Origin of the sequence: Micromonospora fiedleri (assembly GCF_016774385.1) — a bacterium.
Lineage (GTDB): Bacteria > Actinomycetota > Actinomycetes > Mycobacteriales > Micromonosporaceae > Micromonospora > Micromonospora gifhornensis.
The window spans coordinates 486,079-498,372 of record NZ_JAETXL010000002.1; the positions used below are offsets into that span (position 1 = coordinate 486,079).

11 protein-coding genes are annotated in these 12,294 nt (G+C 72.4%); 5 read left to right on the forward strand and 6 right to left on the reverse strand.

Features of this window, described 5'->3' with window-relative positions; translation table 11 throughout:
* Positions 1–24: 24 nt before the first annotated feature.
* The 6 genes from JMF97_RS06185 to JMF97_RS06210 all read right to left on the reverse strand — a co-directional run bounded on the left by JMF97_RS06185 (position 25) and on the right by JMF97_RS06210 (position 5,255).
* Positions 25–849, reverse strand: coding sequence for an alpha/beta hydrolase (locus JMF97_RS06185; RefSeq protein ID WP_203220624.1), 825 nt, complete (start codon positions 847–849; stop codon positions 25–27).
* A 5-nt stretch (positions 850–854) separates the two neighbouring features.
* Positions 855–2,261 (reverse strand): flavin-containing monooxygenase, encoded by a 1,407-nt coding sequence (locus tag JMF97_RS06190; protein ID WP_203220625.1) that lies wholly within the window; start codon positions 2,259–2,261, stop codon positions 855–857.
* A gap of 93 nt (positions 2,262–2,354) precedes the next feature.
* Positions 2,355–3,065: an endonuclease/exonuclease/phosphatase family protein gene (locus tag JMF97_RS06195; protein ID WP_203220626.1), complete on the reverse strand. Its 711-nt coding sequence runs from the start codon at positions 3,063–3,065 to the stop codon at positions 2,355–2,357.
* 1 nt (position 3,066) lies between these two features.
* Positions 3,067–4,014, reverse strand: coding sequence for an ROK family glucokinase (locus tag JMF97_RS06200; RefSeq protein ID WP_013735145.1), 948 nt, complete (start codon positions 4,012–4,014; stop codon positions 3,067–3,069).
* A gap of 70 nt (positions 4,015–4,084) precedes the next feature.
* A complete protein-coding gene (locus tag JMF97_RS06205) occupies positions 4,085–4,759 on the reverse strand; it encodes a hypothetical protein (RefSeq protein WP_203220627.1) in 675 nt (224 codons plus the stop codon).
* A gap of 40 nt (positions 4,760–4,799) precedes the next feature.
* Positions 4,800–5,255, reverse strand: coding sequence for an SRPBCC family protein (locus JMF97_RS06210; protein ID WP_203220628.1), 456 nt, complete (start codon positions 5,253–5,255; stop codon positions 4,800–4,802).
* Positions 5,256–5,401: 146 nt separating this feature from the next.
* On the opposite strand from JMF97_RS06210, the gene JMF97_RS06215 reads away from it, so the two are divergent.
* From JMF97_RS06215 to JMF97_RS06235, 5 genes are all read left to right on the forward strand, one after another.
* The gene (locus tag JMF97_RS06215) at positions 5,402–7,201 is read left to right on the forward strand and encodes an AMP-dependent synthetase/ligase (RefSeq protein ID WP_203220896.1); all 1,800 of its coding nucleotides are present in this window, start codon (positions 5,402–5,404) and stop codon (positions 7,199–7,201) included.
* A 14-nt stretch (positions 7,202–7,215) separates the two neighbouring features.
* The gene (locus JMF97_RS06220) at positions 7,216–8,910 is read left to right on the forward strand and encodes a GAF domain-containing sensor histidine kinase (protein WP_203220629.1); all 1,695 of its coding nucleotides are present in this window, start codon (positions 7,216–7,218) and stop codon (positions 8,908–8,910) included.
* Between the two features lie 7 nt (positions 8,911–8,917).
* Positions 8,918–9,586 carry a response regulator transcription factor gene (locus tag JMF97_RS06225; protein ID WP_007072219.1) on the forward strand — a complete coding sequence of 223 codons (669 nt, stop codon included), beginning with the start codon at positions 8,918–8,920 and terminating at the stop codon, positions 9,584–9,586.
* A 163-nt stretch (positions 9,587–9,749) separates the two neighbouring features.
* Positions 9,750–10,559, forward strand: coding sequence for an SAM-dependent methyltransferase (locus tag JMF97_RS06230; RefSeq protein WP_203220897.1), 810 nt, complete (start codon positions 9,750–9,752; stop codon positions 10,557–10,559).
* A 79-nt stretch (positions 10,560–10,638) separates the two neighbouring features.
* Positions 10,639–12,291: a putative bifunctional diguanylate cyclase/phosphodiesterase gene (locus JMF97_RS06235; RefSeq protein WP_238358931.1), complete on the forward strand. Its 1,653-nt coding sequence runs from the start codon at positions 10,639–10,641 to the stop codon at positions 12,289–12,291.
* Positions 12,292–12,294: the final 3 nt, after the last annotated feature.

The window sequence follows — 12,294 nt, forward strand, 5'->3', positions numbered from 1 at the left end:
GTCAGGGCGGACCCGACGGCCCGATCAGGGTCGGCCGGTGCGGCCCGGGTGTTTGAGCAGCCAGTCGAGGATGGCGTCGATCGGCTCCTGCCACCGGGCGTCCAGCATCAGGTCGTGTCCCATGCCCGGAAAGAGCAGCGGGGCCGAGCCGTAACGCCGGGCGGCGCGGGTCAGCGCCGCCGCCGGCACCACCCGGTCGTCGGGGCTGCCCAGCACCAGCACCGGTGGGCGGCCCACCGGCGGTTCCGGGTCGGCACCGGTGAGCAGTTGCCACTGGGCGCGCCGGGCGGCCCGGCCCAGCCGGGCGGTGTACCGCCGGGCCTCGGCCTCGGGCAGTTCCCGGCTGAACAGCTGGCTTCGACTCAGCCGCAGGCCGCCGCCGAACACCGCCGGCAGGGTGCCGAACGGGTTGCGACGCAGCGCCGCGCCCAGGCTCGCCCAGCCACCGAACACCGGGGCCACCAGCACCGCCGCCCGGGCCGGGTAGCGGGCCAGGGCGTGCGCCACCACCAGCGCCCCGGCGCCGTGCCCCACCAGCACCGCCTGGCGCGGCAGGCCCGCCGCCGCCTGGACCACGTCGTGCGCGTACGCCCGCAGGTCCGCCTCCGGCGCGGGGCCGCTGCCGCCGTGCCCGCGCAGGCTCACCGCGTACGCCGGGAATCCCCGGGAGGCGGTGTGCCCGAGCCAGTGCTCCGCGTACGCCCAGGCGCCGTGCCCGAAGCCCGGTACGAACAACAGCGGCGGCTGCCCCTCCTCCAGTTCGGGAACGGCGCTGAGCACCTCCCGCCGTACCGGCCGGACCGGACGGGCCCACTCCCAGCCGCGCACGATCCGCGGCCGCTCGCTCACCTGCGTCACTTGCCCTCCAGGTCACGCAGCGCACGCTCCAGGGCGCGCAGGTAGTCGACGTGGCCGACCTCGAACCAGTGCCGGGTCGAGTCCTTGACCCGTCCCGAGTAGCGCTCGCCCGCGCCCGCCGAGACCCGACCGGCGAAGGCGTCGGCCCGGTCCGGGCGGGTAATGCGGGCCTGCAACAGCCGGGCGAACAGCACCGCCTGCCAGTGCACCAGCGGGAACAGACCGGAGTCCGGCTGGAGCAGGCCGGCGACGGCGAGGGTCGGATGGTTCGGCACGAACGCGTTGAGCCACAACCGGGGGCGTCCCACGCCCTCGTCGTCACCGAGGATCTTCGCGTCCAGGAACTCGAAGCGCGGCAGGTAGCCGGTGGCGAAGACGACCAGCTCCGGGTCGATCTGCCGACCGTCGGTCAACTCCACCGAGTGCGGGTGCAGCCGGGCGACGTCCGGCACCGGGGTGATCGCGCCGTGGCCGACGTGGTAGACCAGCTGGCTGTTGGCGATCGGGTGGGTCTCGTACACCCGGTGGTCGGGTGCGGGCAGACCGAAGCGGGTCAGGTCACCGACGGTCAGCCGCAACGTGCGGTGGTAGAGCCACTGGCGCAGCCGCAGCGGCACCCGCAGCGCCAGCAGGGTGTCGTTGACCTGGTCGGCCGGACGACCGAAGACGTACTTGGGGGCGTACCAGTAGCCCCGGCGGGTGGAGTGCCAGCAGTGCGAGGCCTGCTGGGCGGCCTCCACGGCGATGTCGCAGCCGGTGTTGCCGGCGCCCACCACCAGCACCCGCTTGCCGCGCAGCTGTGCCGGGTCCTTGTAGGACGAGGCGTGCATGACCTCGCCCCGGAACTGCTCCAACCCGTCGTAGCGGGGCAGCTTCGGCGACCAGTTGTGCCCGTTGGCGATCAGCACGGCGGCGTACCGGGAGGTGCGTTCGGGGCCGTAGCCGCCGGTGCTGCGGGTGGTGACGTCCCACCGATCGCCGTCGACCGGCTCGATCCGCACCACCTCGGTGCCGAACCAGATGTGTCGGCGCAGGTCGAAGTGGTCGGCGTAGCGCTCGAAATAGGACAGCAGCTGGCTGTGGTGTGGATAGTCCGGCCAGTCGTCGGGCATCGGGAAGTCGGGGAACTGGGTGAACGGCCGCGACGAGATCAGGTGGGTGCTGGCGTACACCGGGCTGCGGTCGTGCCGCCAGTTCCAGGCACCGCCGATGCCGGTCTCCCGCTCGTAGCAGTCGACACCGAAGCCGTGCTCGGCGAGGTTCTTGATGGCGGTCAGGCCGCTGGCTCCGGCGCCGATGACGCAGACGGTGTCGCCCCGGTCGGCGATCGGGCGACCGTCGTGGCTGCGGGCCAGTGTGGTCGTCTCCGCATCGGGCCGGCCGTGCTCGGTGGGGGTAGGCACCGGGGGATCTCCTTCGTCTCGGCACGCCTGCCGGGTCGCGCGAAATCCTCTCCACATCCGCGCGGTATGTCCAGCCCGTCCGAGCGCCGTCGCTCAATCGGCGACGGGTAGGAGCAGGTCGACGACGATCGGAAAATGGTCGCTGGCGCGGCGGCTCAGCGGGGTGTCCAGCACGTCGTAGTCGACCACGGTGATCCGGGGGTCCACGAAGACCCCGTCGATGCGTCGCCGGGGGTCCGCGCAGGAGTAGGTGAGCCGGTCGGCCCGGTCCGCCGCCACCGCCGCATCGGTCAGTCCCTGCCCGACGGTGCACCAGGCCGGGCCGTCCGGTTCCTCGTTGAGGTCGGCCGCCGCGATCACCGGCAACGGCGCGACGTCCAGCTCGCGCTTGAACAGTTTCGCCTGGTCGGGCCGTTCGACCGGGTCGGTGGCCAGGTGCGAGCCGGCGACCGTGAAGCGGGCCCCGCCACCCACCACGCAGTCGGCGTACGCGGCACCGCGCAGGTGCCGGCCGGGGGTCAGCGGGAAGCGCTGGTGCCGCACCCCGGTCACCCGTACCCGCAGGCTGACCAGGAGCAGGTTGCCCAGCGCCGGCAACCCGCCGGCGGCGACCACGAGACCGAACGAGGCGGCCAGCGTGGCCGACTTCGCGCGCCAACCGAACCGACGCGGCCCCTCCTGGACGATCACGACGTCGGGTGCCAACTGGCGGACGACCGTGGCCAGCGCGGCGACGTCGTCGCGCTGGCCGTGCACGTTGTACGACACGACGCGCAGCGGCACGCCGCAGGAGGCGTCGGCCACCTCAGATCCGCCGGGCCAGGTCGGCCGCGCCGATGACCCCGGCGGCGTTACCCAACTCCGCAGGGCGGATCTCGGCCACCGGCAGCCGGCTGCGTTGGGCGAGTGACTCGGCGTACGACCGCCGGGTCGGGCCCATCAGCAGCTCACCGGCGTCGATGACGCCACCGCCGACGACGAGCACCTGCGGGTCGAGCATCTGCGCCATGTCCGCCATGCTGGTGCCGAGCCAGCGCCCGACCTGGGCGAACGCCTCGGCGGAGACCGGGTCGCCGCTCTTGGCCGCGGCGGTCACCATCGGGCCGGTGATCGCCTCGGCCTCGCCGTCGGCGAGTTCCAGCAGCGCGGTGGCCCGCTGCGGCTCCTGCCGGGCCGCGGCGCGGGCGAAGCGCACCAGGGCGCTGCCGCTGGCGTACTGCTCGATGCAGCCGAGCCGACCGCAGCCGCACTGGTGCCCGTCCGGGACGGTGAGCATGTGACCCAGTTCGGCGGCGATGCCGTTGGCGCCCCGGACCAGGTCACCGCCGAGCACGATGCCGCCGCCGACGCCGGTGCCGATGGTGAACATGACCATCGAGTCGTCGGCGTTGCGGGCCGCGCCGTAGCGGAACTCCGCCCAGGCGGCCACGTTGCCGTCGTTCTCGACGATCACCGGCAGGCCGACCGCCGCGCTGACGTACGCCCGCAGCGGCTCGTCCCGCCAGGCCAGGTTCGGGGCGAACAGCACGGTGGAGCGGCTGGCGTCGATCCAGCCGGCCGCGCCGATGCCGACCGCCTGGATGTCGTGCCCGGCGGCCAGTTCGGCGACGAGTTCGGTGATGACGTCGCGGGTCTTGCCCACGTCGTCGGCGGGGGTGTCCCGTCGGGTCTGCACCAGCACCGTGCCGGTGTCGTCGACGACACCGCCGGCCACCTTCGTGCCACCCACGTCGACTCCGATGGTCAGCGTCACCGCTGCCACTCCCCTCTGCTGTGCCCCGCGCGTACCTGCGCCCTGGCCGGTGGTGCGGGTCGTCCTGAGATCAGGCTTCGTCGCCTGCTGCGCCCTGCTGCTCGGCGCTGGTGGGCGCCGCGGCCTCCGACGCGGTCCGGTGCTCGCCGTCCGGCGTCCGTGAGGCGGGCACCACCGGGCGGCCGGTCTCCGGCGTCGGGCCTACGGCGTCCGCGACCGGCCCGGCGGCATCGACGGGCGGGACGGCCGGGACGGCACCCTCTTCCGCTCGCGTCGCGGCGGTCCAGACGTGCCGATCCGGTGCCGGCTGAGAATCATGCCCGGTACGGGTCGCCTCGCGCCACACGTGGTCGCTGTCCGGGTCCCCGCCCGGGCCGCCGGAGGGGTCGTCGGGCGCCTCGGGTGGGGCGAAGGCCCGCAGAAAGCTCGCCAGTCCGGCGGCCAGATCGCCCGCGCCGGTGGCCAACCTCTCGGCGAATTCCGGACTCGGATCGCGCAACGCGGCGATTCCCCGGCAGACCGGACAGACGCAGCATTCCGGCGCACCGGTGGCGAAACCCGGGCCGGTTGCGGCCCCGGACGCCTCGGACGAGTCGTTGTGACCGAGGACACTGGTCATGATCCCGCTCAGTGAGCCCAGCGGCCCTGTACCGGGGTTGCCGGCGGCCAACCGCGCGCTGGCCAGCAGAGTGGCGACCAGCCGCTCCGCCTCCTGTCGGGCCGAACCCGGATCCGTTGCACCCATCGTGGGCTCCTCTACCGTGGCGACCGTGCCGCCGGACGCGTCACTGCGCCGAACCAGTTGCTTCTACCCGGCGCTTGAGCTGCTTCAACGCGGTGTCCATGATCATCTTCTCGGCCTTGCGCCGGAACATTCCGAGCATCCCGACCGCGAGTTCCACCTCCAGGGTGTAGGTCACGGTGGTGCTCCCGTCGGCATTACCGACCAGGTCGTACGACCCGCGCTGGAGCTTCTGCATCTTCGACGGCGTCACCAGGTGCCATTCGATGCGGGACAGGTCCTCGGCGTAGGCGTACTCCAGCACGTACTCGTCGGCCAGCACGCCGGCATCCAGGACGAAACGGACCTGGCTGGCGTAACCGTCCTCGTACTCCTCGATGACCTCGACCTCGCGCATCGCGTCGGTCCACCGGGGATAGCTCGGGAAGTCACAGATGACCGCCGCCACCTGGTCCGGTGACGCGGCAATGGTGATCGACTGGGTGGAGGAGTCCGCCATGGGGGGAGGCTACCCGCCCCGGGAGCCGGTCGTGCCGCGCCGCCCCACCTGCGATGTGCTCGTCAGCGACGGGGCAGGTAGGTTTCGAGATGAGCAGACCCGCCGGTGGCACCCGGACCGGCCAGTGCAAGCACGAGGGAGTGCAGGTGCGCGAGTTCTCCGTCCCGCCGATCGTCACCGTCGGCGACTCGGCAAACCTCACCGATCCCGTCTGGGAGAACGCCGAGGTCGCGCCGGACGCGGTGCAGTTCATCCGCCGCGACTCCACCGGCGGCCTGGTGGAGGTCACCTGCCGCCAGTTCCGCGACGAGGTCGTCGCGGTCGCCCGCGGCCTGGTCGCCGCCGGCGTCCGGCCCGGTGACCGGGTCGCGCTGATGAGCCGGACCCGCTACGAGTGGACCCTGGTCGACTACGCGATCTGGGCCGCCGGTGCGGTCACCGTGCCGGTCTACGAGACCTCCAGCGCCGAACAGGCCGCCTGGATCCTGGCCGACTCCGGCGCGGTGGCCGCCGTGGTGGAGTCGACCGCGCACGCCACCCTGGTGGCCGGCGTCCGCGACCGGCTGCCCGAGCTGACGCACCTGTGGCAGATCGACCTCGGCGGGATCGACGAGCTGATGACCACGGGCAGCATGGTGGAGCCCGCCGAGATCGAGCAGCGGCGCGCCGGGCTGCGGTCGGCGGACATCGCGACCATCATCTACACCAGCGGCACCACCGGCCGCCCCAAGGGCTGCGTGCTCACCCATCGCAACATGTACTCCGACATCGCCAACGCGGTGCCGGTGCTGCCGAACCTGTTCGGCCCGAACGCCTCCACGCTGCTCTTCCTGCCGCTGGCGCACGCCTTCGCCCGGCTCATCCAGATCGGTGTGGTGCAGGCCCGGGCCACCATGGCGCACTGCTCGGACGTCAAGAACCTGGTCCCCGAGCTGCAAGAGATCAAACCCACCTTCGTGCTGTCCGTACCCCGGGTCTTCGAGAAGGTCTACAACGGCGCGAAGCAGAAGGCCGAGGCCGCCGGCAAGGGCAAGATCTTCGCCCGGGCCGAGGCGGTCGCCATCGCCTACAGCGAGGCGCTGGAGACCTCCGCCGGGCCGGGTCTGGCGCTGCGGGTCCAGCACGCGCTCTTCGACAAGCTGGTCTACGGCAAGCTGCGGGCCGCGCTCGGCGGACGCTGCCGGGACGCGATCTCCGGTGGAGCGCCGCTCGGCGCCCGGTTGGGCCACTTCTTCCGGGGCGTCGGAGTGCCGGTCTGCGAGGGGTACGGCCTGACCGAGACCTCCCCGGCGGCGTCGGCGAACCTGCCGGGCTTCACCCGCATCGGTACGGTCGGTCGGCCGCTGCCCGGGGTGACCATCCGGATCGCCGACGACGGCGAGGTGCTCATCGCCGGTGACATCGTCTTCCAGGGGTACTGGCGCAACGACGAGGCGACCGCCGAGGCGATCAGCTCCGACGGCTGGTTCCGCACCGGCGACCTCGGTTCGCTGGACGGTGACGGCTACCTGACCATCACCGGTCGGAAGAAGGAGATCATCGTGACGGCCAGCGGCAAGAACGTCGCCCCGGCCGTGCTGGAGGACCAGGTACGGGCCCACCAGTTGATCAGCCAGTGCGTCGTGGTGGGCGACCGGCAGCCGTTCATCGCCGCGTTGATCACCCTCGACGAGGAGGCGCTGCCGGCCTGGTTGGAGTCGGTCGGCCTGCCCGCCGACACCAGCGCCGAGACGCTGCGCGAGCACGAGGGGCTGCGGGCGGAGATCCAGAGCGCGGTGGACCTGGCCAACCAGTCGGTCTCCAAGGCCGAGGCGATCAAGGTGTGGCGCATCCTGCCCCAGGACTTCACCGAGGCCACCGGCGAATTGACCCCGTCGATGAAGGTCAAGCGTCAAGTTGTCCACAAGACGTACGCGGCGGAAATCGCAGACATCTACCGCGGCTGACTACCATCCGTCACGTGTCCGCCTCGACAACCGCCCTGGCCCGCTCCCATCCGCTCGCCTCGGCGACCCGGGTGGTCGTGCTCGCCCTGGTCGCCGTCCTCACCCTGCTCGCCACCCGTGACCTGACCCAGCTCTGGTGGATCGTCCTGCTCGCGGTCGCCGGCCTGCCCGCGTCGATGGCCCCCGAGCACTGGCTGATCGGGCCGATCAGCCGGACGGCGGAGGTGGTGGTGCTCGGCCTGGCGGCGAGTCAGGTCGCGGCGGTCGCCACCATCGGCGGGCACATCGACGGGCTGGGCGCCTCCGCGGTGCTGCCGTACCTGGCGGTGCCGGTGACGGTCACCGCGCTGCGACGCCGGTTCCGCGAGGGCGCTCTGCTGATCGCGACGGTCGCCGCCACCCTGCTGATCACCGGCGCGTTCACCGAGGTCGGCGGGGCGCGGCAGATGACCCAGACGGGCTACCTCGCGGTCTGCGCCCAGTGGCTGATCCTGGCCGTGCTCGGTCTCTACGCGGCGCAGACGCTGCACCGGGTGATGCAGCTGCGGCAGGACACCAAACCCCAGCCGTACGCGGAGGCGACCCGGCTGCTGACCCAGCTGCGTACCGTCGCCCGCCAACTGCCCGGCGCGACGCTGGACCCCGGTGGGATCTCCGAGCATCTGCTGGAGGAGTTGCGCACGGTGGCCCGCACCGACCGGGGAGCTGTGCTCTCCGCCAGCGGCGGCGGGCGACTGGTGGTGCTCGCCCAGATCGGCGCGGACCGGGTCGACTGGGAGACCACGCTCGACGCCGACTCGGCCATCGCCGACGCCTGGGCCAGTCAGCAGCCGCAGACCGCGGCCCGTTCCCAGTCCCGCTCGCACCGGGGTGGGGACGTGTCGGCGTTGATCGTGCCGCTGGTCGCCGGGGTCCGCACGGTCGGCCTTGTGGTGCTGGAGGCCGACGCCGCGCACGCCTACCCGTCGGCGGTGACGGCCGAGGTGACCGGGCTGACCGGGCCTGCGGCGCTGCGGCTGGAGGCCGCCCTGCTCTTCGACGAGGTGCGGTCGCTGGCCACCAACGAGGAGCGGCAGCGACTGGCCCGCGAGATCCACGACGGGGTGGCCCAGGAACTGGTGATGGTCGGCTACGGCATCGACAACGCGCTGGCCACCGTGCACGAGGACGCCGAGGAGACCGCCGAGAGCCTGCGGACCCTGCGTCAGGAGGTCACCCGGGTCATCACCGAGCTGCGGCTGAGCCTGTTCGAGCTGCGCAGCGAGGTGGACCGGCACGGCGGTCTGGCCGCCGCGATCGCCGAGTACGCCCGTACCGTCGGGGCCTCCGGCGGGCTGCGGGTGCACCTGTCGCTGGACGAGTCCACCGCCCGGCTGCCCGCCGCCACCGAGGCCGAGTTGCTGCGCATCGCCCAGGAGGCGGTGACCAACGCCCGTAAGCACGCCGGGGCGACCAACCTCTGGGTCACCTGTGAGGTGGATCCGCCGTACGCCCAGATCGAAGTGTCGGATGACGGTCACGGCATAGGTGACCAACGTTCCGACGGGCACTATGGGCTTGCGATCATGGCCGAGAGGGCGGAACGTATCCGGGGCCGGTTGGAGATCAGACCACGTCAGCCCAGTGGGACGACCGTGGCGGTGGTGGTCGGCTCGTCGCCCCGGCGCGATAACCTTCGCGGTAGCGCCGCCGCAGCAGAAGGGGAGTAACCCGAGGATGACCACAAGTCCGACACCGGCTACCCGTACCAAGGTCCTCCTTGTCGACGACCACGACTTGATCCGTAAGGGCCTGCGGCACGCCTTCGAGCGCGACCGGCAGTTCGAGGTCGTCGGCGAGGCCGCCACGGCGGCGGAGGGCGTACGGCAGGCCGGCGCGCTGCAGCCGGACGTGGTGATCATGGACCTGCGGCTGCCCGACGGCAGCGGCCTGGAGGCCACCCGCGCACTGCGCAAGTCCAGCGCGTCGATGGGCATCGTGGTGCTCACCATGTACGCGGGCGACGACCAGCTCTTCGGTGCCCTGGAGGCCGGGGCGAGCGCGTTCGTGCCGAAGACCGCGCCGGCCGACGAGGTCGTCGCCGCCGCCCGGCACGCCGCCTCCTCCCCCAGCGCCTTCACCGCCGCCGACCTGGCCGAGGCGATGAAGCGCCGGCTGGCCCCGTCCGGGCCGCAGCTGTCGCCGCGCGAGGGCCAGGTGCTGCGGCTGCTCGCCGACGGCATGAGCGTGGCCGGCATCGCCAAGCAGCTGTTCGTCAGCGAGTCGACCGCCAAGACGCACATCTCCAAGCTCTACGAGAAGCTCGGCGCGGCCAACCGGGCCCAGGCGCTGATGACCGCGCTGCGGCTCGGTCTGCTCGAAGCCCCGGACGCGCCCAAGTTCTGAGCAACACCCACGTCGACGAAGGGATCCGTGTCCGCCACCGCGCGGGCACGGAACTTTCGTATCGACCTGCGTTTGCGGACGCACTATGGTCTCGGTGACGAAAGCGGGGCAGAATACCCGCCGGGGCATTGACGCCGACACCGTGTGCGGAGGAGTGAGAACATTGCAGCGGCCGGACTGGGCACCCGAGACGATCGATGTCGAGCGGCCCAGCGTCGCTCGGATGTACGACTACTACCTCGGCGGGTCGCACAACTTCGCGGTGGACCGGGCGGCGGCCCAGGCGATGGTGGCCGCGGTTCCGGAGGCTCCGCTGATGGCCCAGGCCAACCGCGCCTTCCTGCGCCGGGCCGTGCAGTTCCTCACCGAGGCGGGGATCCGCCAGTTCCTGGACATCGGTTCGGGCATCCCGACCGTCGGCAACGTGCACGAGATCGCCCAGCGGCACGCCCCCGACTCCCGGGTGGTCTACGTCGACGTGGACCCGGTCGCGGTGGCGCACAGCCGGGAGATCCTGGCCGGCAACGAGAGCGCCACGGTCGTCCAGGAGGACCTCCGCAATCCCGAGCGCATCCTCGCCCACCCGGACGTCCGCGCGATGATCGACTTCTCGCAGCCGGTCGCCGTCCTGGTCGTGGCAGTGCTGCATTTCGTCGGTGAGCACGACCGGCCGGCCGAGGTGCTGGGCACCCTGCGGGCGGCGTTGGCCCCGGGCAGCTACCTGGTGCTGTCGCAGGCCAGCGACGACGGTCGCAGCGAGGCCGAGCGGGCCGAGGCGCAGAAGGTCTACCAGCGCACCGACAATCCGCTGTGGGTCCGCAGCCGGGCCGAGCTGACCGCGTTCTTCGACGGCTTCGAGCTGGTCGAGCCCGGGGTGGTGTGGGTGCCGCAGTGGCGGCCGGAGACCCCGGACAGCGCCGAGGACGCCGAGCGGGCCGTCTTCCTCGGTGGGGTCGGGCGACTCGGTGGGTGAGCCTCCGGACGGTCCCGCCCGCCCCGGCGCGTTCGCTCGGGCGTGGGCCAAGGCGTTGGCGGGCACCAGCTATTTCCCGATGACGCACGCCCAGCTGGAGCTGCTGTTGCAGCGGCTCACCGACCAGCTGGCCGCAGCCCTGCGCACGGAACCGCTCGACCTGCGCGCCGGGCACCGGGTGGCCACCGAACTGGTCGCCTCGCACATCGCCTCCGCCGAGGCGCTCGGTCGTACCGTCGAGGTGATCCAACTCCGGCTGGTACGCGACCTGGACCTGGTCGCCGACGACATCGCCGACCGGATGGCCCGGCTGCTCGCCGCGATCGCCACCGGCTACGCCCGCGCGCTGCGCGACCGGACGTTGGACGAGCAGGAGGCGATCCGGCGGGCCGCCCTGATCGCCCGGGCCGACGCGGAGCGGGCGCTGCGGGCCAGCGAGGCACGCTTCCGGCACCAGGCCACCCACGACCCGCTCACCGACCTGCCCAATCGGACGCTGTTCGCCGAACGGCTCGCCGCGGTCTGCAGCGAACCTCGCGACGACGTCCACCGGGTCGGGCTGTGCTTCCTCGACATCGACCGGTTCAAACGGATCAACGACTCGTACGGGCACCAGATCGGCGACCGGGCGTTAGTGGCGGCGGCCCACCGGCTCAGCCGCGCTGTGGAACCTCACCTGGTGGCCCGCCTCGGCGGGGACGCCTTCATGATCCTCGTCGAACGCTCCACCGGCACCGGTGACGTGGTGGCGGTCGCCGAGTCGGCGCTGGCCGCCCTCGCCGAGCCGGTGCTGGTCGGCGGGCACGACGTCACGGTCACCGCGAGCGTCGGCGTGGTGGAACGCCAGGTCGCCGGCACCACACCGGACGACCTGTGGCGGGCCGCCGGCAGCACCCTGCACTGGGCCAAGAGCGCCGGCGGTGCGGGCTGGGCACTGTACGACGCCGAACGCGACAGCCGGGAACAGGCTCGGCAGGCGCTCAGCGCGGCCATCCCCGGCGGGCTGGAGCGGGGCGAGTTCTACCTCGACTACCAGCCGTTGACCTCGCTGCAGGACGGTTCGGTGCTCGGGGTCGAGGCGTTGGTGCGCTGGCAGCATCCGCAGTTGGGGGTGCTGCGTCCGGACAGCTTCATCGGGCTGGCCGAGGAGACCGGGCTGATCGTGCCGCTCGGCTCCTGGGTGCTCGCCGAGGCCTGCCGGGAGGCGGTCGGCTGGTCGGCCGCCACCGGCGAACCGCCGTACGTCAGCGTCAACCTGGCCGTACGTCAGCTGCGCCGCCCCGATCTGGTGCAGGAGGTGTGCGGCCTGCTGCAGCGCACCGGCCTGCCACCGAACCGGCTCCAACTGGAGATCACCGAGAGCATGATGATGAGCAGCGCCGAGGAGCCGGTGCGGGCCCTACGGGCGCTTGCCGACCTCGGGGTACGCATCGCCATCGACGACTTCGGCACCGGTTACAGCAACCTGGCCTACCTGCGGGACCTGCCGGTGACCGAGCTGAAGGTGGCCGGCGAGTTCGTCCGGGGCCTGCGCGCCCCGGAGGCCGCCGACGAGCGGATCCTCGCCTCGCTGGTCTCGCTGGCCCACGCGCTGGACCTGACGGTGACCGCCGAGGGGGTGGAGACCGTCGGGCAGGCCGAGCGGCTGCGCGCGATCGGTTGCGACGCCGGCCAGGGCTGGCACTTCGGCCGTCCCGCCCCCGCCGATCACATCCTCGCCCGGCTGCGCTGAGGA